The 23,212-nt window shown below is 36.3% G+C and carries 24 protein-coding genes and 1 tRNA gene; 20 read left to right on the top strand and 5 right to left on the bottom strand.

Translation table 11 applies throughout. From position 1 onward, the window contains the following. The first annotated feature begins 45 nt into the window (after positions 1-45). Positions 46-942: a deoxyribonuclease IV gene (locus CN326_RS07300; protein ID WP_098307804.1), complete on the top strand. Its 897-nt coding sequence runs from the start codon at positions 46-48 to the stop codon at positions 940-942. Between the two features lie 20 nt (positions 943-962). On the opposite strand, the gene CN326_RS07295 is transcribed toward CN326_RS07300, so the two are convergent. Further along, positions 963-1,217 carry a DUF2624 domain-containing protein gene (locus tag CN326_RS07295; protein WP_098307802.1) on the bottom strand — a complete coding sequence of 85 codons (255 nt, stop codon included), beginning with the start codon at positions 1,215-1,217 and terminating at the stop codon, positions 963-965. Positions 1,218-1,366: 149 nt separating this feature from the next. Here CN326_RS07295 and CN326_RS07290 point away from each other — a divergent pair, with 149 nt between their 5' ends. The 4 genes from CN326_RS07290 to CN326_RS07275 all read left to right on the top strand — a co-directional run bounded on the left by CN326_RS07290 (position 1,367) and on the right by CN326_RS07275 (position 4,434). Continuing rightward, positions 1,367-2,245, top strand: coding sequence for a YitT family protein (locus tag CN326_RS07290; RefSeq protein WP_098307800.1), 879 nt, complete (start codon positions 1,367-1,369; stop codon positions 2,243-2,245). Positions 2,246-2,403: 158 nt separating this feature from the next. Further along, the gene (locus CN326_RS07285; protein ID WP_098307798.1) at positions 2,404-3,177 is read left to right on the top strand and encodes a metal ABC transporter ATP-binding protein; all 774 of its coding nucleotides are present in this window, start codon (positions 2,404-2,406) and stop codon (positions 3,175-3,177) included. Next, on the top strand, positions 3,174-4,007 hold the full coding sequence (locus tag CN326_RS07280; RefSeq protein WP_098307796.1) for a metal ABC transporter permease: 834 nt from the start codon (positions 3,174-3,176) through the stop codon (positions 4,005-4,007). Before CN326_RS07285 ends, CN326_RS07280 begins: the two co-directional genes overlap by 4 nt. A gap of 13 nt (positions 4,008-4,020) precedes the next feature. After that, on the top strand, positions 4,021-4,434 hold the full coding sequence (locus tag CN326_RS07275; RefSeq protein WP_098308046.1) for a Fur family transcriptional regulator: 414 nt from the start codon (positions 4,021-4,023) through the stop codon (positions 4,432-4,434). Between the two features lie 52 nt (positions 4,435-4,486). Here CN326_RS07275 and ispG read toward each other — a convergent pair whose 3' ends face one another. From ispG to CN326_RS07260, 3 genes are all read right to left on the bottom strand, one after another. Further along, entirely contained in the window at positions 4,487-5,578 is a 1,092-nt protein-coding gene (ispG, locus tag CN326_RS07270) for a flavodoxin-dependent (E)-4-hydroxy-3-methylbut-2-enyl-diphosphate synthase (protein ID WP_098307794.1), read from the bottom strand. A gap of 155 nt (positions 5,579-5,733) precedes the next feature. Further along, positions 5,734-6,075, bottom strand: a complete 342-nt coding sequence (locus CN326_RS07265) for a hypothetical protein (protein ID WP_098307792.1) — start codon at positions 6,073-6,075, stop codon at positions 5,734-5,736. Between the two features lie 65 nt (positions 6,076-6,140). Further along, on the bottom strand, positions 6,141-6,908 hold the full coding sequence (locus tag CN326_RS07260; RefSeq protein WP_098307790.1) for a DUF1189 domain-containing protein: 768 nt from the start codon (positions 6,906-6,908) through the stop codon (positions 6,141-6,143). 222 nt (positions 6,909-7,130) lie between these two features. On the opposite strand from CN326_RS07260, the gene CN326_RS07255 reads away from it, so the two are divergent. From CN326_RS07255 to CN326_RS07185, 15 genes are all read left to right on the top strand, one after another. After that, positions 7,131-7,204 (top strand) — tRNA-Ile (locus CN326_RS07255). Between the two features lie 224 nt (positions 7,205-7,428). After that, on the top strand, positions 7,429-8,040 hold the full coding sequence (gene sodA / locus CN326_RS07250; protein ID WP_098307788.1) for a superoxide dismutase [Mn]: 612 nt from the start codon (positions 7,429-7,431) through the stop codon (positions 8,038-8,040). A 186-nt stretch (positions 8,041-8,226) separates the two neighbouring features. Beyond that, positions 8,227-9,504, top strand: a complete 1,278-nt coding sequence (locus CN326_RS07245; protein ID WP_098307786.1) for an MFS transporter — start codon at positions 8,227-8,229, stop codon at positions 9,502-9,504. Positions 9,505-9,612: 108 nt separating this feature from the next. Continuing rightward, positions 9,613-11,733 carry a peptidoglycan D,D-transpeptidase FtsI family protein gene (locus CN326_RS07240; protein WP_098307784.1) on the top strand — a complete coding sequence of 707 codons (2,121 nt, stop codon included), beginning with the start codon at positions 9,613-9,615 and terminating at the stop codon, positions 11,731-11,733. Positions 11,734-12,328: 595 nt separating this feature from the next. Further along, the gene (locus CN326_RS07235) at positions 12,329-13,219 is read left to right on the top strand and encodes a PstS family phosphate ABC transporter substrate-binding protein (protein ID WP_098308044.1); all 891 of its coding nucleotides are present in this window, start codon (positions 12,329-12,331) and stop codon (positions 13,217-13,219) included. A 27-nt stretch (positions 13,220-13,246) separates the two neighbouring features. Beyond that, the gene (gene pstC / locus CN326_RS07230) at positions 13,247-14,197 is read left to right on the top strand and encodes a phosphate ABC transporter permease subunit PstC (RefSeq protein WP_098307782.1); all 951 of its coding nucleotides are present in this window, start codon (positions 13,247-13,249) and stop codon (positions 14,195-14,197) included. A 1-nt stretch (position 14,198) separates the two neighbouring features. Further along, positions 14,199-15,065, top strand: a complete 867-nt coding sequence (pstA, locus tag CN326_RS07225; protein ID WP_098307780.1) for a phosphate ABC transporter permease PstA — start codon at positions 14,199-14,201, stop codon at positions 15,063-15,065. Positions 15,066-15,095: 30 nt separating this feature from the next. Beyond that, on the top strand, positions 15,096-15,911 hold the full coding sequence (pstB, locus tag CN326_RS07220) for a phosphate ABC transporter ATP-binding protein (protein ID WP_098307778.1): 816 nt from the start codon (positions 15,096-15,098) through the stop codon (positions 15,909-15,911). Positions 15,912-16,015: 104 nt separating this feature from the next. Then, positions 16,016-16,672: a phosphate signaling complex protein PhoU gene (gene phoU / locus CN326_RS07215; protein ID WP_098307776.1), complete on the top strand. Its 657-nt coding sequence runs from the start codon at positions 16,016-16,018 to the stop codon at positions 16,670-16,672. A gap of 307 nt (positions 16,673-16,979) precedes the next feature. Then, entirely contained in the window at positions 16,980-18,170 is a 1,191-nt protein-coding gene (locus CN326_RS07210; protein WP_176524546.1) for a glycosyltransferase family 4 protein, read from the top strand. Between the two features lie 6 nt (positions 18,171-18,176). Further along, positions 18,177-20,534, top strand: a complete 2,358-nt coding sequence (locus CN326_RS07205; RefSeq protein WP_098308042.1) for a sugar phosphate nucleotidyltransferase — start codon at positions 18,177-18,179, stop codon at positions 20,532-20,534. A 70-nt stretch (positions 20,535-20,604) separates the two neighbouring features. Continuing rightward, entirely contained in the window at positions 20,605-20,754 is a 150-nt protein-coding gene (rpmG, locus tag CN326_RS07200; RefSeq protein ID WP_012095458.1) for a 50S ribosomal protein L33, read from the top strand. Between the two features lie 50 nt (positions 20,755-20,804). Further along, positions 20,805-21,383 carry a 5-formyltetrahydrofolate cyclo-ligase gene (locus CN326_RS07195; RefSeq protein ID WP_098307772.1) on the top strand — a complete coding sequence of 193 codons (579 nt, stop codon included), beginning with the start codon at positions 20,805-20,807 and terminating at the stop codon, positions 21,381-21,383. Between the two features lie 102 nt (positions 21,384-21,485). Continuing rightward, positions 21,486-21,680, top strand: coding sequence for a YqgQ family protein (locus CN326_RS07190; RefSeq protein ID WP_141524992.1), 195 nt, complete (start codon positions 21,486-21,488; stop codon positions 21,678-21,680). 165 nt (positions 21,681-21,845) lie between these two features. Continuing rightward, the gene (locus CN326_RS07185; RefSeq protein ID WP_098307768.1) at positions 21,846-22,823 is read left to right on the top strand and encodes an ROK family glucokinase; all 978 of its coding nucleotides are present in this window, start codon (positions 21,846-21,848) and stop codon (positions 22,821-22,823) included. A 135-nt stretch (positions 22,824-22,958) separates the two neighbouring features. On the opposite strand, the gene CN326_RS07180 is transcribed toward CN326_RS07185, so the two are convergent. Further along, a complete protein-coding gene (locus tag CN326_RS07180; protein ID WP_098307766.1) occupies positions 22,959-23,132 on the bottom strand; it encodes a DUF2759 domain-containing protein in 174 nt (57 codons plus the stop codon). Positions 23,133-23,212 lie beyond the last annotated feature (80 nt).

Below are 23,212 nucleotides of genomic sequence, written 5' to 3'. Positions count from 1 at the left end.
AATTATGTTATCATTATAGCTATTGTATTTATAAGAGGTGATTGCATGTTGAAAATTGGATCTCACGTTTCGATGAGTGGAAAGAAAATGCTATTAGCAGCAAGTGAGGAAGCTGTATCCTATGGTGCAACAACGTTTATGGTTTATACAGGGGCACCGCAAAACACGAGAAGGAAACCGATTGAAGAGTTAAATATAGAAGCTGGACGTAAACATATGGAACTTCATGGGATTGAAGAAATCGTTGTTCATGCACCTTATATTATTAATATTGGTAACACAACGAAGCCTGAAACATTCCAACTAGGTGTGGATTTTCTTCGTATGGAAATTGAAAGAACATCAGCATTAGGTGCTGCAAAACAAATTGTGCTTCATCCAGGAGCGCATGTTGGAGCAGGTGCGGATGCAGGAATTCAAAAAATTATTGAAGGATTAAATGAAGTGTTAACAACTGATCAAACGGTGAACATTGCGCTAGAAACAATGGCTGGAAAAGGAACAGAGTGCGGGCGCAGCTTTGAAGAGCTTGCTAGAATCATTGATGGTGTAACACATAATGAGAAATTATCTGTCTGCTTTGATACTTGTCATACACATGACGCTGGTTATGATATTGTTAATGATTTTGACGGTGTTTTAAACGAGTTTGATAAAATTATAGGTATTGATCGTTTGCAAGTATTGCACATTAATGATAGTAAAAATGAGCGCGGTGCTAGAAAAGACCGTCATGAGAATATCGGTTTCGGTCATATTGGTTATAAAACATTGCATCACATTGTGCATCATCCACAATTACAGCATGTACCGAAAATTCTTGAAACACCATATGTAGGTGAGGATAAACAAGATAAAAAGCCGCCGTACAAATTTGAAATTGAAATGCTGAAAAACGGTATGTTTGATGAAGAGATTCTTCAGAAAATTAAAGGTCAATAAAAAAGGGGAAAACCCCTTTTTTATTTTGTTAATTTTTGGAATATAGTATTGATTTGCTGTGCAGTAGCAGGAGAGGTAATCTTTGCAATTTGTTTTAAAAGTTGCAATTTTTCTTGAGTATCATAAATATTAATATGTTTTCCTTGAATTAATGTAACGATTTTGTCTGCTTGTTCGCTTGTAATAGATACTCCATATTCTATACTGTATTTTAATAATTCTTTAGAAGTCATGGTGTTTAATTTTTTGTTTACAAACTGTTGAATGAGGTTCATGGTGCTGCCTCCTTTGTTTTGTCCTCATATCCGAATATATGTGGAATATGCTTGTATATATTCCAAAGCAGGCTGTTTTCTCATCAGAAAAATAAGAGTATGCTATAATAAAAGAATAAAACTATATAAAAATCATTTAAGGAGGTAACATGGAAAAAAAACAGCATAGAAAAGAAAGTATAATTCATCTTTTGTATCGTCTTGTTATGATTGTGATAGGTGCTGGCTGTGCAGCAGTTGCACTCGAACTATTTTTAATCCCAAACAAAATTATTGATGGTGGTATTATTGGTGTTTCCCTCATATTAGATTACCTTACACCAAATATTTGGTGGCTAAGCTTTTCCACTTTAGTTGTAATCCTCAATTTACCATTTATGTACTCAGGTTATAAGCAAATCGGAAAAACATTTATGTTATCTTCAGTTTTTGCCGTTGTATGTTTAGCTTTCATTGAGTCAACATTACATTCTATTCAGCCCTTTACGACAGAGCCGATTTTAGCGACTGTCTTTGGTGGATTAATTTTAGGTGTTGGTGTTGGGCTTGTAATTAGGCATGGCGGTTCATTAGATGGAGCGGAAATTCTAGGTATTTTACTAACAAAGAAATTACCGTTTTCTGTTGGTGAATTTGTGATGTTTATGAATATTTTCGTCTTTTCTTGGGCGGCATTTGTGTTTGGAGTAGAACAAGCAATGTATTCTGTTATGACATACTATATTGCCTTTAAAACAATTGATACAGTAATTCAAGGTTTAGATGAAACAAAAGCAGTTATTATTGTATCAGACTATTATGAAGAGGTATCAAATGCAATTTTACATCGACTTGGTCGCGGAACAACGAAGTTGATTGGGAAAGGTGGCTATACGGATAAAGAAAAAGAAGTCATCTATGCAGTTATTACTCGTTTAGAGGTAACGAAGCTAAAATCGATTGTTCATGAAGTAGATGAAAAGGCTTTTATTACCATTATGAATACGCAAGAAACAAAAGGTGCAAAATTTAAATCAGCAATTCACTAAAAGCAGAGAGATTTTCTCTGCTTTTTGCTATAATAGAAGGGTTGTCTAAAATGAGAGGTATATTTTAGGACAGATTGGTTTACAAGTCCTAATGAGCTATAATATAATTCAAATAGAAATAAATCGGAATCATTCTGAATTAAAATAGGTGAGATATGATGGAATATATATTAGAAATCGAGAATTTAACCTTTCGTTATGAAGAGCGAAATGTGTTAGAGAACATTCAATTGCAAGTTCCTAAAGGAGCTTTTTTAGGTTTAGTAGGCCCAAATGGATCGGGAAAATCTACATTATTGAAATGTATATTAGGTATTTTAAAACCGAAGCAAGGGACAATTCGGTTGTTTGGTGTCGATAGTAAAAAGTTTAAAAATTGGAATAAAATTGGATATGTTTCACAAAAGGCAAATAGCTTCAACTCTGGATTCCCAGCAACTGTATTTGAAGTTGTTTCGATGGGACTTGTTTCTAAAAAAGGTTTGTTTCGTTTTTTATCAAAATCTGATAAAGAAAAAGTAAGACAGGCTATCGACAATGTTGGAATGAGTGATTTTGCAACTCGGAATATTGGAGAGCTTTCCGGAGGACAACAGCAGCGCGTCTTTATTGCAAGAGCACTTGTCAGCGATCCAGAGCTATTGATTTTAGATGAACCCACAGTAGGTGTAGACGTAAAAAACGTTGAGAGTTTTTACGAAATGCTTGCACATTTAAATAAGAAATTAGGAATTACACTTATTCTTGTGACGCATGATATTGGCGCGGTGACAGAAAAAGTGACGCATGTGGCTTGCTTAAATCAGCATTTACATTTCCATGGAAATGTAGAGACATTCCGAGAGTTAGAAGATGCTGAAATGTCGTTATTATATGGGCATCATGTTCATCGTTTAGAGCATGATCACGAGCATCACGGGGGGATACGATGATACAGGATTTTTTACAATATGACTTTTTACGAAATTCTTTATATGCTGGAATTTTAATTGGAATTGTTGCCCCGTTGCTAGGTGTTTTTGTTGTAATTCGTCGTTTATCATTCATTGCTGATGCGTTAAGTCATGTTACGTTGTCAGGTATTGCAGCGAGCTTATTGCTAGAAAAAACAGTATTTACCGGTGGCTTTTTAAATCCATTATATATGGGAATGGTATTTTCTATTGGCGGTGCCTTACTCATTGAAAAATTAAGAACGGTATATAAACATTATCAAGAATTAGCAGTTCCAATTATTTTATCAGCTGGTATTGGAATTGGTGTTGTGTTCATTTCGCTTGCGAATGGATTTAATACAGATTTATTTAGTTATTTGTTTGGTAGTGTGAGCGCGGTAACAAGCGGCGATTTACTCATTATTGGATTGGTTGCTATTGTTGTGCTCGTTGTTATCATTTCATTATACAAAGAACTGTTCTTATTATCTTTTGATGAAGAATATGCTGTAGCAACAGGTTTGCGTGCAAAATGGATTCACTTTATTTTTATTATTTTAGTTGCACTTGTGATTGCGGTTTCGATGCGTGTTGTCGGTATTCTTCTCGTTTCATCGTTAATGACATTACCGGTTGCAGCGAGTATTCGCATTGCGAAAGGATTTAAGCAAACGATTTTTTACTCTATTGTATTTGGGGAAATTTCGGTAGTCGGAGGTATGTTAGCTTCTTATCAGCTTGACATCGCTCCAGGTGGTACAATTGTTGTGTTAGCAGTTCTTATTTTAATTGGTGCAATCTTATGGGAGAAGAAAAAAACTGCGTAAAGTAGGGATGATTATGAATCTTACAGAAGCTTTACACCTTATGAAGGAGAAAGGCTATAAACATACCGGAAAAAGAGAAGAGATGCTTCGCCTATTTGCAGCTCACAATAAATATTTAACAGCGAGAGATGTTTTAGCTAATATGAAAGATGATTATCCGGGATTAAGTTTTGATACCATTTATCGCAACTTAACTGTATTTGTAGAAATTGGTATTTTGGAACAGACTGAATTAAATGGTGAAAAGCATTTTCGCTTCAAATGTTCTACTACAGAACACCATCACCATTTCATTTGTTTAGATTGCGGGGGAACGAAGGAAATTACATCGTGTCCAATGGAACTAATGAATAAAGATTTTAAAGGATTTGAAGTAACTGGGCATAAGTTCGAAATATATGGACGCTGTCCGAAGTGTGCACAATAAAAAGCTTGTCAGTTTTGAAACTGACAAGCTTTTTTATTAGAATTTTTTCACCTTATTTTTCTTGTTTTGCCGCATATTCTGCTGCAATTTTATCAATTTCTTTTTTTAATTCTTCTACCATTGTTTCTTCTGGTACTTTACGTACAATTTCGCCTTTACGGAAGAGTAGACCTTCTCCGCGTGCTCCGGCAATCCCGATATCAGCTTCACGTGCTTCACCAGGACCATTTACTGCGCAGCCAAGTACTGCAACTTTAATCGGTGCTTTAATTTTTGAAATATACTCTTCTACTTCATTTGCGATGCTAATTAAGTCAATTTCAATACGTCCACAAGTTGGACAAGAGATTAATGTAGCAGCGTTAGAAGCAAGGCCGAATGATTTTAATAATTCACGCGCTACTTTTACTTCTTCAACTGGGTCTGCACTTAACGAAATACGTAGTGTGTTACCGATGCCTTTGCTTAAGATAGCTCCAAGACCAGCAGCGCTTTTTACAGTTCCAGCAAATAAAGTTCCGGATTCTGTAATACCAAGGTGTAATGGATAATCGAAAGCACGTGATGCTTTTTCGTATGCTTCAATTGCTAAGTTCACATCGGATGCTTTCATCGATACGATGATATCGTGAAAATCTAGATCCTCTAAAATTTTAATGTGATGCAATGCGCTTTCTACCATACCATCCGCTGTTGGGTATCCATATTTTTCTAAAATGTGACGTTCTAATGAACCTGCATTTACACCGATGCGAATTGGAATACCGCGTTCTTTTGCAGCGTTTACAACTGCTTCAACTTTATGGCGGCGACCGATGTTTCCTGGGTTGATACGAACTTTGTCAATACCGCCTTCAATTGCTTTTAATGCTAGGCGATAGTCAAAATGAATATCAGCAACAAGAGGGATATTAATTTGTTTTTTAATATCAGCAATTGCGTCTGCAGCACGCTCATCTGGAACGGCTACACGGACAATTTGACAACCTGCTTCTTCTAAACGTTTAATTTCGGCAACTGTTGCTTCCACATCATGCGTTTTTGTTGTTGTCATACTTTGTATAATTAATTCATTATTACCGCCGATTGTTAAATTTCCAACTTTAACAGGACGTGTTTTTGTACGATGAGTTATTTCATTCACGAATAGATCGCTCTCCTTATAAAAGAAGTTTCTTATTTTGTAGACAAATACATTTATATTGTATGCAGTATTTGTCTCCTGAAGCCAAATGTCTAGCTTCACTTTTTCTATTGTATCAGCGCTTTGCTGCAATTGACAAGAATTATGTGATACTGTTATGGATAGAGAGGAAATTTGTATTTTTTCCCAATTTGTAATTTTGCAGGAGATTCACTTTGGTTTAATCCTTTAAAATCTGTAACAACCTTTTCAATAGAAGGGATTTTTTTTTTGTTAATTTCCTCTGTAATGGATAGAACGGTATCGCCTGTTTTTACTTCAATGATTTTATATTTTGTTGATGATATATTTTCTTTTTGGTCGTTTTTTGAAGCTTTAGCCGAAGTTTCTTTTGTTTTGGAATATGTATGAAGTAACGGTAAAGTGCCGATTGTCATATCGTAGTACAAGACGTAACCGAGAACAAGCAACAATAAGACACCGCCAAGTCTTTTCATATTTCTTCACTCCTTTGTAGAGAAATATATGCTTGTCCAAAAAAAAAATGCCTTGAAGGCATTTTTTATAGTGAATTTTTTTCTTTTGGTTTTGGTACTTCTTTTATTGTTAAATAAAGAACAATCAGAACAACGGTAATAAATAGGAACAACGAGCCTGGGACGTTAATTTTTAACAAATCCATTATCATAAAGAATATAGTTGGGATTGTATAGCTGTAGGCAGTTAATGTCCAAATTTGTTTGTACGATAGTTTACGCTGTCCGCTCATTGCAGAACCGATAAATGCTAATAGCGTAACGCCAAGGAATGTAATGAAGAGCTGGAATAAGTAAATAAGTGTTCCGATAACGAACATAGCAACTGGATATATGCTATCGACAAATGAAACTAATTCTTGAATATCTTTCTTTTCAAAAGTTGTATTTCCTAAGTCACTATATGGAAATGATTGTGTTTTTTGTTCTGCTGTTGAAATCACTTTATCTTTTAAGATGAACACACCATCTCGGTTGGGATATGCACTTGCATCCGTTGCATTTGGGTCAAATACAAAAATAAAATCTGTGTCATCTTTTACAATGGGTTTGTCGATGTCTGCGTGAAGTTCGCCATTTTCAATTTTAAAATCAGGTACATCTTTTTCGATAGAATGATTAACTAGACTAATACCATCTTGAATGAAACTTCCAAATAGAATCGTTTTTGGAACGGTAGCAAGTAAACATAGCAACATTATGTAAAGAATCGTTTTTCCGATTTTTTGAAAACGAAAAAGTGCCATCTCTTTTGGTGCATATAAGCTTTTAAACAGTTGCGTAAATATGGACATGAATTCACTTCCTTCTTTTAAATATATTGATTTACCATCTCATTGTAACGTACGTTTCTAAAGAATCACAAGATATATCATGTGTGATAGGAAAATACAATTGACACATTTCTTTTTATTATGGTAAATTTATCTTACATTTTTATATATACTTATACATTCCATGGTAGTTTATCTGACTAGAGCATACAGGATGCCTTAGTAGTTATTCGTATATATTGTGGACCCTTAGCTCAGCTGGTTAGAGCAGACGGCTCATAACCGTCCGGTCGTAGGTTCGAGTCCTACAGGGTCCATATCCATTTCATATATTGATACATAACACATAAGCTTCCTTATAGAAGGAAGCTTTTTTTACAAAATGTATGAGCATTTCGTTTGAAAAGAAATGGAAAATTTGCTACTTTAATGTTAGCGAGGCAATACGTTAAATTTGTTTTCAGCCCTATGTAATTAGGGTAAAATGAATTTGTATGCCGAGTTATTATCGGCAAATACATACAATGGGAGGAATATAACAATGGCAAAACATGAATTACCAAATTTACCTTATGCGTATGATGCATTAGAACCTCATTTTGACAAAGAAACAATGAACATCCATCATACAAAACATCACAACACATACGTAACAAACTTAAATGCTGCATTAGAAGGACATGCGGAATTAGCAGAAAAAAGCATTGAAGAATTAGTTGCAAACTTAAACGAAGTGCCAGAGGCAATTCGCACAGCAGTACGCAATAACGGTGGTGGACATGCAAACCACTCTTTATTCTGGACAATCCTTTCTCCAAATGGCGGCGGACAACCAGTAGGTGAACTTGCAAGCGCAATTGAAGCAAAATTCGGCAGCTTTGATGCATTTAAAGAAGAGTTTGCAAAAGCAGGCGCAACTCGCTTCGGTTCTGGTTGGGCATGGCTTGTTGTAAACAATGGTGAGTTAGAAGTAACAAGCACACCAAACCAAGATACTCCATTAATGGAAGGTAAAACTCCAGTTTTAGGACTAGACGTTTGGGAGCATGCATACTACTTACATTACCAAAATCGTCGTCCTGACTACATCGGTGCATTCTGGAACGTTGTAGATTGGAACGCAGTTGAAAAACGTTACCAAGACGCAAAATAATTATAATTGTAAAAGCTAGGAGATGCTTCTCCTAGCTTTTTTTGTTTTCTTACACCGGTCCGATTGGTAGAGCTCACATCAATGGAGAAAAACGTTCCGTTGAAAGAAGTTTCACTTTACCCCTTCTTCTTTACATAATTGTGTTCTTCTTTGGAAGACTAGAACATGAAGTAAAGGAGAGTTCATATGAAATGGAAACATTTAATTGGCGATGTTGAGGTGAATCGTGACTTAGTATTATTACTCATAATTGGCGGGTTATATGCGTTGGCTATTTCATTGTCGAATACGTTTGTTAATATTTATTTATGGAAACAAACGAAGGACTTTGTGAATATTGGCCTTTATAATTTAGCAAGCGTTATTTTACAACCACTGACATTTATTGTTGCCGGAAAATTAGCGAAACGAGTAGATCGTACGATTTTGCTCCGAATCGGTGTGACAACATTAGCTATTTTTTTTATTGTTGTGTTACTAACAGGAACAAATGCTTCGCAGTATATTTTACTAATCGGCAGTTTACTTGGAATGGGATATGGATTTTACTGGCTCTCATTTAATTTATTAACATTTGAAATTACAGAGCCGGAGACACGTGATTTTTTTAACGGATTTCTCGGATTGCTTAGCTCATTTTCGGGTATGATTGGTCCAATTGCATCCGGATTTATCATTTCGCGTATGGAAAAGTGGAGTGGTTATACATTCGTTTTTTTTCTGTCTTTAACCTTATTTACTATTGCAATTGTTGTCAGTTTTTTTCTGACAAAGCGTGAATGTGAAGGGCGTTATGAACTTGTTGAAGTAATGAAAGAGCGAAAGAATAATAAAAACTGGGGAAGAATTACACTTGCTCACTTTTTTCAAGGTTTACGAGAAGGTACATTTATATTTGTTATTTCTGTATATGTGTATTTGGCTTCTGGAAGCGAATTAGCGCTAGGAAAATATGGACTTGTGAATTCTGCTGTTTCTTTCATTTGCTATTATTTAGTAGCACGTGTAATGAAAAAGGAATGGAGAAAAAAAGCCATTTTACTCGGTGGAATCATTTTATATGCAGTTGTATTTTTAGTTGTCTTTCATGTTACGTATACGAAATTGCTTATTTATGCAGCTTGTATTGCTGTGGCATATCCAATTCTTCTTGTTCCATACGGTTCGATGACATATGATATAATTGGCAGAGCCAAATATGCAAAAGAGCGGCGAGTAGAATATATTGTCGTTCGTGAACTATGGTTAAACGGAGGAAGAATTTGTTCCGTTTTAAGCTTTCTACTAGCGGTTTCGTTATTTCCGGTAGAAAAAAGCTTGCCCGTTTTATTATTAATATTGGGTGCTGGACATTTACTCATCTATTTTGCGATTCGAAATGTCACATATGATGATGAAAAGGCGCATTCAACAAGGCTAGAAGTTGTACAAACGACTCAAAATACAACCGAAGGAGAAGGTTAACTTCTGCCCTATTTTATGTTAAAATAATAAAACGTATATAACAGTGGCGAGGACACCTGAAGAAGGTGTCCCTTTCCGCTTGCATAGCTGTTGGCAGAGGGGGTTCGTATGAGCAAGAAAAAGAAAAAGAAGAAAGCCACGCTTCCGTTTCGGTTGAATGTGTTGTTTTTTTGTGTGTTTTTACTGTTTTCGACAGTTATTATCCGCTTAGGAATGGTACAGATTGTACATGGTGAAGATTATAAAAATGAAGTAGCCAAAAAGGAAAACTCAACGGTAAGTACTCCTGTTCCACGCGGAAAGATTTATGACAGGTATGGTCGTGCGGTTGTAGATAATACACCACTTCGAACGATTACGTATACAAGAATGAAGGGGTCGAAACCTGAAGAACGTTTAGAAACTGCAAAGCAACTTGCGAAACTAATTGATGTACCGACGGATAAGTTAACAGAACGAGATAAAAAAGATTTTTGGATACTGTTAAATCCAGAGCGAGCAAAAGAAAAAATTACGAAAAAAGATGAAGCGGATCTCACAGCGAAAAAGATTGACGATAAGGAACTAGCGCAGCGTCAACTTGACCGTATTACAGAAGCAGAATTAAATGAATTAACTCCACAGGATTTAGAAGTGTTAGCAATTAAGAGTAAAATGGATAGCGGTTATACAATGACGCCGCAAATTATTAAGAAAGATGCTACACCTGAAGAATATGCTGTAATTAGTGAGAACTTAGAAAAGTTGCCAGGGGTAGACACTACGGTTGATTGGGATCGTAACTATGCTTATGGTGATATGTTCCGCACTGTACTTGGCGGTGTAACGAGTTCTGATGAGGGATTACCGCGAGAGAATCTAGATTACTACTTAGTTCGTGATTACGATCGTAATGATCGCGTCGGAAAAAGTTATATTGAACAGCAATACGAAGACGTGTTGCATGGTACAAAAGCAGAAGTGAAAAATATTACAGACTCAAAGGGCAATATTATTGAAACAGATTACGTATCTAAAGGAGAAAGTGGAAAGAATTTAACTCTGACTATTGATATGGAGCTGCAAAAGAAGGTTGAACAAATTATTGAGGAAGAAATGAAAAAAGCGAAAGCTACAGGTGAAGCGGGCTATATGGACCGTGCGTTTGTTGTTATGATGAATCCGAAAAACGGAGAAATTTTATCAATGGCTGGTAAACAATTTGTCAAAGATGAAAATGGACAACCTACTATACAAGATTATGCACTTGGCACCATGACGAGTTCATATGAAATGGGTTCAACTGTAAAAGGAGCAACTGTTTTGACAGGATATCAAACAGGAGCAATTCAGCCGGGAGAAGTACTTGTTGATGAACCAATCAAACTTAAAGGTACGCCGGTGAAAAAATCGTGGAAAACAATGGGGCCAATTAATGATTTAACAGCCCTGCAACAATCTTCAAACGTATATATGTTTAAAACAGCGATGAAAATCGCAGGTGTAGATTATGTTCCAAATGGTACATTAAGTATTAAACCAAAGGACTTTGATACAATGCGTTATTACTATAGTCAATTTGGTCTTGGAGTGCCAACTGGAATAGATTTACCAAATGAAGTGTCTGGAGTAAAAGGACTGGAAGGAAAACCAGGGAACTTACTCGACTTAGCAATTGGACAGTATGACACATATACACCGCTTCAATTGGCACAATATGTATCTACGATTGCAAATGGTGGTTATCGTATGAAGCCGCAGATTGTAAAAGAAATTCGCAGGCCGACTTCAAAACCAGAAGATTTAGGTCCAGTAGTAGAATCGATGGAGCCGGTTGTTTTAAATCGAATAGATATGAAAGATGATTATATTAAGCGCGTCCAAGAGGGCTTTAAAATGGTAATGCAAACACCGAATGGAACAGGTCATTCTGCTTTTGCTAATGCGACATATGATCCGGCCGGAAAAACAGGAACAGCTCAGGCAGCTTATGCTGGTCCAGATCAAAAAGAAGTAAGAGCACAATTAGGTCAATCGCCAACTACGTATAATTTAACGATGGTTGGATATGCGCCGGCATCTGATCCGGAAATTGCATTTTCTGTTGTTGTTCCGTGGATGACCAATGATCACAATCCAATAAACAAAAATATTGCACGCCGAATTACGGACGCATATTTCGATTTGAAAAAGCAAGAAACTAGCGGACAAGCTGGACAACCAGCAGATACTACGAAAACAAATCAATAAGGATAAAAAATATGTAAGATTGGCACACTATCTGTGAAGATAGTGTGCTTTTTTTTATGTGTGCTGCATATAGTGATGACAGAAGTGTACAAGCTTATGGAATAAGGGTTGTGTTTTCGTAAATAATGAATGAAATGGGATTTATCCCGCATTAACGGGCAGTAAGATTCCCCCACCTCAAGATTCAGAGATATGCGAAGAAAATAGGCGGGGATAACTGTCCGTAAAANNTGGAAGTTTCACTTTATCACGTTATTCGCAGACATTAAGACTCTCGCCTCAAGATTCAGAGAAAACAAAGAAGGTAGGAGGGGAAGCATTCACTGATGGAAGATAGGCTACAGATGCATAATTACTTGTTCGTTAACGCATAGGAAATGTTGATATTTACGAAACTTTTACAAACTGTTAAAACCGAGTTGATAGTGCGGCATAATTGCTTGTTCGTTAACGTATAAAAAATGTTGGTATTTACAAAACCTTTACAAATTATTAAAACCGAGTTAATAGTTCAGCATTATTCTTATATGTGTACTTCTGTTATCAGAAGGCCCCTAGGAGGAAATATTACGTGAAACGTAATAGAGCATACACCATGGTTATATTATCGATATTTTTTTTATCTGCTCATACGTTACCTATTTCTGCTGCGAATATTGTAGGGAAAGTACAAATTGATGGATCTTCTACAATTTTTCCAATTATGGAAGCAGTAGCAGAAGAGTATACGAAACGAGAACCCTCTGTAAAACTTTCCATTGGTATATCTGGAACAGGGGGAGGATTTCATCGTTTTGGAAAAGGAGAAGTGGATATAACAAACGCTTCTAGGCCGATGAAAAAAGAAGAAGAGCAACTGGCTAAAAAGCATCACATCTCGTATACGCCACTTCAAATTGCTTATGATGGTCTTACGCTTATTGTGAATCGTGAGAATACGTGGGCAGATAATCTTACAATAGAAGAGTTACAAACAGTATGGAGTGAAAGTGAAACAACGAAAAAATGGTCACAAATTCATCCGAAATGGCCGCAGGAAACGATACAATTTTACGCACCAGGGGTGGATTCTGGTACGTATGATTATTTTCAAAATGTAGTGTTACAAAAAAAGCTCATAACAAAAACAGTTACATTATCCGAAGATGACAATGTTCTAATAAGAGGTGTTATGAGTAATAAACACGCAATTGCATTTGTTGGATATGCATATTATGCCGCGAATCGTGACAAAGTAAAGGCCGTAAAAATTAACGGTATTCCCCCGACGAAAGAAACAATTCAATCCGGGGCATATAAGCCGCTGTCTAGGCCGCTCTATGTATATGTAAACAATTCTTCAATTCGAGCAAAAAAAAGTGTTGCAAATTATGTATCTTTTATGATGAGACACGCAGGAGAGCTCGTAGAGGAGATTGGATATGTGAAGTTACCGCAATATAAATATAATCAACAGCTGCAAATGTTAACAGAAATACAAAAATAATGTCAGGATGGAGAGGGGTTTTCATCTTTGGCTCGTAATGATAAGAGTCACGTTACGGTTTCTGTTCAACATTTGATTGAAAGAAATATAGGCAAGCGAAAGAATGCACAGCGAATCAATCAAATGGTTCCTTTCGTATTACGAATAATCGCCAGTATCTCTATTGTTACAACGATAGGAATTATTGTAACTTTAGCAAATGAAACATTTATGTTTTTTGAAAGAGTATCAATATATTCCTTTTTTACAGAAAAAGAATGGCTTCCTTTTTTTGAGAATCCTAAGTTTGGTATTTTACCGCTTATATATGGAACTGTGCTTGTTACTATCATTGCAATGGTTGTTGCGATTCCGATTGGATTAGGATGTGCGATATTTTTAAGTGAATACGCTTCTAGTGCAGCAAGAAAGGTATTAAAACCGGCATTAGAATTGCTAGCGGGGATTCCGACAATTGTATACGGTTTTTTTGCTTTAACAGTTGTTACACCTGTTTTGCAGCGCATTGTTCCGGATCTACAGTTTTTCAACGCACTTAGTCCAGGGATTGTAATTGGTATCATGATGATTCCAACGATTGCATCTCTTAGTGAGGATGCGATGCGTGCTGTTCCGCATCAGGTGCGAGAAGCTTCCTTTGCGATCGGAGCTACTCGTCTTGAAACGGCAAAGAAAATTGTATTACCAGCAGCTTTTACGGGAGTTGTAGCAGCAATTGTGCTAGCCGCCTCAAGAGCAGTTGGAGAAACGATGATTGTTGTCATTGCGGGTGGTTCAACGCCAAGCTTATCATTAGATCCGACACAGTCTATTCAGACACTAACGGCTTATATTGTGCAAGTTAGCTTAGGGGATGCTCCTTATGGAACGCTGACCTATTACAGCATGTATGCTGTCGGAGCAACACTATTTATTTTTACACTTATCATGAATATGATTGCGCAGTATATTATGCGTCGTTTTAAGGAGGCGACATAATATGCGCATGTTAAACGAGCGAAACATAGAAGAACATATGCCTTCTCGATTTTGGAAAGATCGTGTATGCAAGATTGCATTTCGTATGACTATGTTATTTTCACTTTGTATATTAATTTTTTTACTATATCAAATTTTTCAACAAGGTATAACATATATTTCATTTGATTTTTTCACCAATTTTGCATCGCGAAATCCGGAGGAAGCTGGTATTGCAGCTGCTTTATCGGGAACGATTTTATTTATGAGTGTTGTTACTCCTACTTCTTTTTTATTTGGAGTCGGAACAGCTCTTTATTTAGAATACTATGCCAAGCAATCATTGTTTACAAGAATGATAAAAATCAACATTCAAACGTTGGCAGGAGTGCCATCTGTTGTTTTTGGATTATTAGGGTTAACAATGTTTGTATATGGATTGCAGTTAGGTGAAAGTATATTGGCAGCAGCATTAACGATGAGTCTTCTCGTTTTGCCGACAGTTGTTGTAGCAGCGCAAGAGGCACTTCGATCTGTACCGAGATCTCTGTTAGAAGCATCTTATGGAGTGGGAGCAACGAAGTGGCAAACAATGTCTCGTGTTGTTATCAGGGCAGCAATGCCAGGAATTTTAACAGGCTGTATTTTGGCGTTATCACGAGCGATTGGAGAAGCAGCGCCATTACTTGTCATTGGAGCACTTGCTTTTGCAAACTATGTACCGCTTGATGTATTTGATAAATTTACAGTTTTACCAATTCAAATCTTTAATTGGATGAGCAGGCCGCAGGAGGAGTTTCAACATGTAGCAGCAGCTGGAATTATCGTGTTACTACTGTTGTTGCTTTTTATAAATACTTTTGCAATATGGCTACGAAATCGTAAGTAAGAAAGACATGGATGAAAGGGGAATTTCAAAATGGTATCTACAGTAGTAAATGTACAGGTGAAAAATGAAGAAAAGACTGTACCTCAGACAAAAAAGGTTGTATTTGATACGAAAAATTTAAACTTATGGTACGGAGAAGACCACGCATTAAAGGATATTAATTTAAGTATTTACGAGAATGAAGTGACGGCAATTATTGGCCCGAGTGGCTGCGGAAAATCTACGTATTTAAAAACGTTAAATCGTATGGTTGAACTAGTGCCAATCGTTCGGACAACAGGGGTGATTGAATATCGTAATCGTAACATTTTCGAGAAATCTTATCCTGTTGAGGAATTACGTACACATGTTGGAATGGTATTTCAGAAGCCAAATCCATTTCCAAAATCAATCTACGAAAATGTTGTGTACGGCCCGAAAATTCATGGTATTCGCGATAAGAAAACGTTGGACGAAATTGTTGAGAAGAGTTTGCGCGGTGCGGCGATTTGGGATGAATTAAAAGATAGATTACATGATAATGCGTATGGGCTATCAGGTGGACAGCAACAACGTTTATGTATTGCACGTTGCTTAGCGATTGAACCAGATGTCATTTTAATGGATGAACCAACATCAGCGTTAGATCCAATTTCTACATTAAAAGTGGAAGAGTTAATTCAAGAGTTAAAGAAAGATTTCAGTATCGTTATTGTTACGCATAATATGCAACAAGCAGCGCGTATTTCTGATAAAACTGCTTTCTTCTTAAGCGGAGAAGTTGTGGAATATACAGAAACGAATAAATTATTTACAACTCCAACAGACAAACGAACAGAAGATTATATTACAGGACGATTCGGTTAATAGTGTCTGTTTGAGAGAGAAATGTATGTTCTTATCAATTGGAATATTTCGGTGAGAGCTTCATCTTATATTGGAGCACGTGTAACGAATAAAGGGGGACCAACATGGTACGCGAACAATTTCAGTATGATTTGCAAGCATTACAGCAAAAAATTATTGAACTAGGTGAATTAGCAAAACAAGCTCTTGAAATTGCAATGGAAGGATTGCGCACAAGAGATGTAGAGAAGGCGCTTGAGGTAATCGATGGTGATTATCGTATGGATAATTTGGAAGAAGAAATTAATGACTTTGCATTAATGTTGATTACGAAACAACAACCTGTTGCTAGTGATTTACGAAGAATTTTTATTTCTATTAAAACTGCAACAGATTTAGAACGTATTGCAGATCACGCGGTAAATATTGCTAAGTCAACAATCCGTCTTGGTGAAAAAGAAGTATCTGTATCATTACAAAACCTTGAAAATATGTTCGGAATTGCAATAGATATGCTGCAAAATGTGATTCAAGCTTATAGAGAAGAAAACTTAACATATGCGAAAAAGATTGCTGAGATGGATGATGAAGTTGATGAACTTTATGGGAAAGCAATTCGTGAGTTTATTTCTTCTATTCCAGATCAGCCAGAGACGATTGGACAAATTACACAGCTGTCGTTTATTGCACGTTATATTGAACGAGTGGCTGATCATAGTACAAACATTGCAGAAAATGTATTTTATCTTGTAAAAGGGAAGCATTATTTATTAAATGAATAAAAATTGTTAAAAGAGAGGGATGCAAAGTGTTCCTCTCTTTTTTAGTCAAAATATGACAAAAAAGGATTATTGTTACTTGCTTGTTGCGGTGGTAAGATGGATTATAATGCAATAAAAAGAAAACGCTTACTTTTTCGTGGGACGAAAGTTTCACTTTACCCCGCTCAAACGGTTGGTAAGAAGTATAAGCAAGAAGAAGGTCAAACCACCCGTAAGAGCCCGATTGGTTCAACTAACCTTTCATGAAAAAACGTTCATGAAAGGAAGTTTCACTTTATTCTTCTACGTGAAGAGAAAAGAGGGATGTATGGAGCCTTTGCATATTTTAATGTTGGCATGGGAATATCCCCCGATGATGGTAGGAGGCCTTGGAAGGCATGTGTATGAATTATCCCGTGCTCTTGCACATAATGGACATTATGTGCATGTAGTAACGGTACACGAAGAGCATTGCACGACATATGAAAAGGTACATGATGTACATGTGCATCGTGTGTCAGTTGATGATCGTGAAAAGTATCATTTTTATGAGTGGATTGCTCAGTTAAACAAGTCTATGTTTGCTTATACACAGGAACTGTGTAAATGTTATACGTTTGATGTGATTCATGCTCATGATTGGCTTGTTGCTATTTGTGCGATGGAACTGCAAAAACAGCAACATTTGTCTCTCGTTACAACCATTCATGCAACGGAACGTGGACGTAATGGTGGAATTTATACATCACTGCAATGGCAAATACATATGCATGAAAAAGAGCTAGTAAAAGAATCTAACATTGTGATTGTTTGTAGTCAGTTTATGAAAGATGAGGTTGTACGAGATTTGGAAGTAAATGGTGAGGGTGTTTTTGTACATCCAAATGGGATTGACCGTCATTTCTTTCATGCTGTTACGCCTTCATTAGAAATTACGAGGCGTTATAATTTAGCAGAAAGATTGGTTATATTTTCAATTGGTCGTATTGTCAATGAGAAGGGTTTTTATACGATTATTGAAGCTGCGCCGCAGATTATTAAGCTATACCCACAGGTTATATTTATTATTGCAGGCCAAGGGCCCATGTTAGAGCAGTACCGTGCAGTTGTTCAAGGAAGAGGACTGCAACACTCTATCTTTTTTCTCGGTCATATTACAGAGGAAGAACAACGAGCTTTTCTCCAAAGGTGTGATGTATTATTAATTCCAAGTTTGTATGAACCTTTTGGGATTGTTGCATTAGAGGGGATGCTTGCAAAGAGACCAGTTTTGGTTTCGCGTGTGGGTGGCCTGCAAGAGATTATTATAGATGGTGTGAATGGGTTTCAAATGGAATCAGGTTGTTCGCAAAATTTGAGTGAGAAATTAATATTTATTATAGAACAACGAGAATTTGCTCAGTGCGTGGCAAATAAAGGATATGAAGATGTTCTTGTTCACTATAGTTGGGGTGAAATTGCAAGAGCAACCGCACACACGTATGAAAAAGCAGTTCAACATCATAAATGTGGAGGTTGAATGCCAATGAAGGGGGTTATTTTAGCAGGAGGGAAAGGGACGCGTTTACGTCCGTTAACATGTAACCTTCCCAAGCCCATGTTGCCTCTACTACAAAAGCCAGTGATGGAATATAGTATTGAACTATTGAAAGAGCATGGTATTCGAGAAATTGCTATTACTGTTCAATATATGAGTTCCGTTATTCAAAATTATTTTGGTGATGGTAGTAAATGGGGAGTAAAGCTCTATTATTTTGAAGACACTCCTCCTCTTGGTACGGCGGGGAGTGTAAAACAAGCAGAGAAGTTTTTAGATGAGCCATTTGTTGTGATTAGCGGAGATGCGCTAACAGATTTTCAGCTGTCAAAAGGGATTGATTTTCATAACAGTCATAACGGAATAGTTACAATGTTTGTAAAAGAAGTAGCTAATCCGTTATCGTATGGATTAGTTGTAACAAATCAGCGTCATGAAGTTATTAAATATATTGAAAAGCCAAGCTGGAACGAAGTAATTTCCAATACAGTAAACACTGGTATTTATATTATGAACCCCGAGATTTTTTCTTATATTACACCTCATACGTTTTTTGATTTTAGTCATCATGTATTTCCTTTATTGGAAAACAAAGAAGCCATGTATGGATATGTAGCGGATGGATATTGGCTTGATATTGGAACATTTGCTCAATATCGTCAGGCGCAATTTGACTTGCTTACAAAGAAAGTTCATGTACCTATTCCATATACAGAAGTGTTGCCAATGGTATGGATTGGCGAAGATGTAACAATTGAAAAAGGAACAAAGATCCACGGTCCTGCTTTTATTGGTGAAGGAACAACAATACAAACAGGAGCTGTTATTGAGCCGTATTCTATTATCGGTAAGCATAGCATGATTTCTGCATATACTCGTCTTCAAAAAAGTATTTTACTCCCCCATACGTACATAGGAAAGCAATGTGAGTTGCTTGGAACAACAGTTGGGGCAAGTACAATTATTGAAGATGGAGTTACTTTATTTGAAAAGAGTGTTGTGGCTGATCAATGTCGAATTGGACGGAATGTAGTGATCAAGGCGAAGGGAAAAGTATGGCCAGAGAAAGTGGTTGAAAACAGTACAATTATTGCTTCATCTGGAATTAGAGAGCATGAAAATATTTCGTGTTTTCTGCAGAAAAGTCGTATGTGTGGAAGAAGTAATTTAGATATTACACCGCAAGTTGTTGTGAAATTGGCAATGGCATACGGTTCTTTATTAGAAGAAGGAGGAAATTTGCTGATTGGCAGCAGTGCACATGCAGAAGTAGAAATGTTTAAACATATTTTTTTACATGCTGTTCATACAGTGGGATTGCATACAATGGAATGCCAAGAAATAAATGAGTCTTGTTTTCGATATGCGGTCGGGCAAACAAATGTCATTGGCGGTGTGTATTTTTATAAGGGGCAAGATGAGAAACTAGTCATTCAATTTTATAATGAAGAAGGAACGGGATTAACATATAAAAAGCAAAAAGAAATAGAAAATTTGTATATGGCGGAGTCATTTCGATATGTCGATTGTAAAAAAATCGGTAATAACGAAGTCATACATGTTTGTTCAAAAATGTATATTGAATCTGCTCTGCAATTAATAGATGTACCAGCTATAAAAAAACAAACATTCCATCTTCTTATAAATAAGTGCGATGAAATGTTTCAGTCTTTGTTACTATCTTTTTTACAGAAAATTGGCTGCACAGTAACGTGGATATATGCGGCTGAGAAAAAAGAGCATATTAAGTCATTAATGAAATCGAGTCAAGCAGATATGGCTATTATGTTTCGGGAACAGGGAAATACATTTGAGTTATATGATTCTTATGGGAATATTTACAAAAATACAAATTGTGAGGAGATTGATATTCCAAATTTATTATTTGAAAAAGATGAATGTGTCTATCCATTACCATTAAAGTTAGGAGAATGTTATCTTCTTTTTTATATGCAGAATGAAAATAAGCAATTATTTCAAATGAGATGGCAGCAAGATATTTTATTTCGAATTGGTAAATTATTGGAGTTAATTGTTCTTCAAGGGAAGACACTTCCGGCAATGTTAGAGCAATATCCACCACTTTACTTATTATGTGACGAGGTAGTTTGTTCATGGAATGAGAAAGGAAAAGTGTTAGGGATGTTGCTTAGAGACATGGCACAGCGGGAGTTTGAGGTATTAGAGGGAATTAAGTTTACACATGCGGAAGAAGAGTGGTCCTATGTTGTTTCTGATGTAAATCAACCGAAATTTCTTGTGTATTCTCAAGCAAGAAATCCAGTCATAGCAAAGGAAAATATGAATACTCTTATAGAAAAAATTAGACAATATCAAAAGGTGTAGAATTTTTATTTTAAAAGTGGTATTATAGTATAGTCTGATTTAAGTTATTAGTGACTGGAGGGAAATAAGAATGCGTGTAAATATTACTCTAGCATGTACAGAATGCGGAGATCGTAACTATATCTCAAAGAAAAACAAACGTAACAACGCTGAGCGTCTTGAGCTTAAAAAATATTGCAAGCGTGACAAGAAGTCTACGTTACACCGCGAAACAAAGTAAGCAGTAGGATATTTTCCTACTGTTTCTTTTGTATATAGGGGGAATTTATGATGAAGGAAGAGAAAAAAAGATTACGAAAAGAAATATTGCAGCGTATGAATGCTTTATCGGAAGAACAGTATACGACTTTATCAGCAAAAATTGTGGATTCTTTATATAAACAACGAGAATGGATTGAGGCAAAAACAATCGGGATTACACTTTCTATGGAACGTGAAGTAAATACATATGCAATTATTGAAAAGGCATGGGAAGAAGGGAAAGCAATTGTTGTCCCAAAATGTAATCGTGAAACGAGAACAATGACATTCCGCCAAATTACGAATTTTGAACAATTAGAAACGGTTTATATGAATTTACGAGAGCCAGATCCGTCTATAACAGAAGAGGTATCAGCAGAGGAGATTGATTTACTTCTCGTGCCAGGTGTTGCGTTTACGCGAAAAGGAGAGCGGGTAGGATATGGCGGAGGATATTATGATCGTTATCTTGTGAACTATAAAGAGAAAACGCTATCATTAGTTTTTGATTTTCAAATTGTCTCTCATATCCCAGTTGAACCGTTTGATAAAACTGTACAAAAAATTATTACAGAAAAAGAAACAATCTCTATTTTGGAACTTACATAGGTCAATTATAAATTGACGATTCTTTTTCATGTTTATTATAATAAAATATGTGAACGTTTTCTTATTATGTTTTTATAGTAAGTGGACATAGAGGGTGAAAGAATGATATCTGTTTATGATATTCAACAATTATTAAAGAAATTTGGAACGATTATTTATACAGGAGACCGTGTTGCGGACTTACAATTAATGGGCGATGAGCTTCGTGAATTATATAAATCACAGCTGATTGAGCCAAAAGATTATCAAACTGCCTTATTTTTATTAAAGCAGGAAATTCAAAAAGAGATAAAGTGAAACTGCCATCAGTGGGGGGTATCCCCCCACTGATGGCTAGTTGAACCAATCGGGCGCATGTCAGCAGTTATTCCCCGTCTATCTTCTTTGTTTCCTCAGAATCTTGAGGTGGGGGTCTTACTGGCCGCGATTAGCTGAAGAAATCGATGAAGGAAGGATAGTAAAATGGAAGAGAAATGGTTGGTTGGTGTTGATCTTGGTGGAACAACAATTAAGTTAGCGTTTATTAACATTTACGGTGAGTTTTTACATAAATGGGAGATTCCGACAAATATAAGTGAACAGGGAAAACATATTACACTTGATATTGCGAAAGCAATTGATAAAAAGTTAGAAGAATTAGGTGAGTTAAAAAGCAAATTAATCGGAATTGGGATGGGTGCCCCAGGACCTGTTCATGTTGCTTCTGGAATGATTTATGAAGCAGTAAACTTAGGATGGAAAAACTATCCTCTTAAAGATTTATTAGAAGTAGAAACTGGTTTACCAGTTGTCGTTGATAATGATGCTAACATTGCAGCACTTGGAGAAATGTGGAAAGGTGCTGGAGAAGGTTCAAAGGATATTGTTTGTATGACACTTGGAACAGGTGTTGGTGGCGGTGTCATCACAAATGGTGAAATCGTACATGGTGTAAGCGGAGCAGCTGGTGAAATTGGTCATATTACAGTTGTAACAGAAAATGGTTTTGCTTGTAATTGCGGGAAATCAGGATGCTTAGAAACGGTTTCTTCAGCAACTGGTATTGTACGCATTGCGATGCAAAAAATGCAGGAAACAGATGAAGCAAGTGTACTACGTTCGATGCTAGAACAAGAAGGAAGCATTACATCGAAAGACGTGTTTGATGCACTTGCACAAGGTGATATATTAGCAGCGAAAATAGTAGACAAAGTTGCTTCTTATTTAGGATTAGCGGTGGCAAACCTTTCTAGTACATTAAATCCAGAAAAAATTGTTATTGGTGGTGGCGTATCAAAAGCAGGTGATGCATTGCTGCAACCAATTCAACGCTATTTCGAAAGATATGCATTTCCACGTGCTGTTAAAAGCACAAAACTAGCAATTGCGGCACTTGGAAATGATGCTGGAGTAATCGGCGGTGCTTGGCTTGTGAAAAAGTATATTTATGAAGCAAAGTAAAGTGAATCTTTATATGTGTTGAAGGTTAACAAATGAATAATCTTTTGCGAGCATAATAAGAAAAAGGAAGGGGGATCCCTTCCTTTTTGCATATGCTAGAAGTCATGATGTATGTAGAGAGTTTAGACAAGTTGCTTAATGTGTTGGTGGATAGCCATTATTTATAAAGGTCATGACTGTAAACCAACCGAAAACAAGTACAGTTGCAACGGAAAAACCTCCAGCAAGAAGGTTCTTATCTCGCAACGTTTTAAGAGAAGAGTATACACCTAACAGAGTGACTAACGCAAAAATAATAACAAGACCCATACATATCCCCCTCTACTCTCTCATTTTTGCTTGAGTTTTTGTAATATTTTTTCATTTTTATTGTACATGTTTTCCATATT

Origin of the sequence: Bacillus sp. AFS018417 (genome assembly GCF_002560985.1) — a bacterium.
GTDB classification, from domain to species: domain Bacteria; phylum Bacillota; class Bacilli; order Bacillales; family Bacillaceae_G; genus Bacillus_A; species Bacillus_A rhizoplanae.
The sequence above is the reverse complement of the archived record's forward strand: the minus strand, read 5'-3'. Positions and strand labels throughout refer to the sequence as shown.

Bases quoted from the DNA above. Each gene is read 5' to 3' on its own strand.
- sodA (WP_098307788.1), top strand. From the start codon at position 7,429: ATGGCAAAACATGAATTACCAAATTTACCTTATGCGTATGATGCATTA.
- pstA (WP_098307780.1), top strand. From the start codon at position 14,199: ATGCGCATGTTAAACGAGCGAAACATAGAAGAACATATGCCTTCTCGA.
- CN326_RS07280 (WP_098307796.1), top strand. From the start codon at position 3,174: ATGATACAGGATTTTTTACAATATGACTTTTTACGAAATTCTTTATAT.
- CN326_RS07245 (WP_098307786.1), top strand. From the start codon at position 8,227: ATGAAATGGAAACATTTAATTGGCGATGTTGAGGTGAATCGTGACTTA.
- CN326_RS07275 (WP_098308046.1), top strand. From the start codon at position 4,021: ATGAATCTTACAGAAGCTTTACACCTTATGAAGGAGAAAGGCTATAAA.
- CN326_RS07240 (WP_098307784.1), top strand. From the start codon at position 9,613: ATGAGCAAGAAAAAGAAAAAGAAGAAAGCCACGCTTCCGTTTCGGTTG.
- CN326_RS07235 (WP_098308044.1), top strand. From the start codon at position 12,329: ATGGTTATATTATCGATATTTTTTTTATCTGCTCATACGTTACCTATT.
- CN326_RS07260 (WP_098307790.1), bottom strand. From the start codon at position 6,908: ATGTCCATATTTACGCAACTGTTTAAAAGCTTATATGCACCAAAAGAG.
- CN326_RS07265 (WP_098307792.1), bottom strand. From the start codon at position 6,075: ATGAAAAGACTTGGCGGTGTCTTATTGTTGCTTGTTCTCGGTTACGTC.
- CN326_RS07185 (WP_098307768.1), top strand. From the start codon at position 21,846: ATGGAAGAGAAATGGTTGGTTGGTGTTGATCTTGGTGGAACAACAATT.
- CN326_RS07295 (WP_098307802.1), bottom strand. From the start codon at position 1,217: ATGAACCTCATTCAACAGTTTGTAAACAAAAAATTAAACACCATGACT.
- phoU (WP_098307776.1), top strand. From the start codon at position 16,016: ATGGTACGCGAACAATTTCAGTATGATTTGCAAGCATTACAGCAAAAA.
- CN326_RS07195 (WP_098307772.1), top strand. From the start codon at position 20,805: ATGAAGGAAGAGAAAAAAAGATTACGAAAAGAAATATTGCAGCGTATG.
- CN326_RS07210 (WP_176524546.1), top strand. From the start codon at position 16,980: ATGGAGCCTTTGCATATTTTAATGTTGGCATGGGAATATCCCCCGATG.
- CN326_RS07285 (WP_098307798.1), top strand. From the start codon at position 2,404: ATGGAATATATATTAGAAATCGAGAATTTAACCTTTCGTTATGAAGAG.
- CN326_RS07180 (WP_098307766.1), bottom strand. From the start codon at position 23,132: ATGGGTCTTGTTATTATTTTTGCGTTAGTCACTCTGTTAGGTGTATAC.
- CN326_RS07290 (WP_098307800.1), top strand. From the start codon at position 1,367: ATGGAAAAAAAACAGCATAGAAAAGAAAGTATAATTCATCTTTTGTAT.
- CN326_RS07205 (WP_098308042.1), top strand. From the start codon at position 18,177: ATGAAGGGGGTTATTTTAGCAGGAGGGAAAGGGACGCGTTTACGTCCG.
- pstB (WP_098307778.1), top strand. From the start codon at position 15,096: ATGGTATCTACAGTAGTAAATGTACAGGTGAAAAATGAAGAAAAGACT.
- CN326_RS07190 (WP_141524992.1), top strand. From the start codon at position 21,486: ATGATATCTGTTTATGATATTCAACAATTATTAAAGAAATTTGGAACG.
- rpmG (WP_012095458.1), top strand. From the start codon at position 20,605: ATGCGTGTAAATATTACTCTAGCATGTACAGAATGCGGAGATCGTAAC.
- CN326_RS07300 (WP_098307804.1), top strand. From the start codon at position 46: ATGTTGAAAATTGGATCTCACGTTTCGATGAGTGGAAAGAAAATGCTA.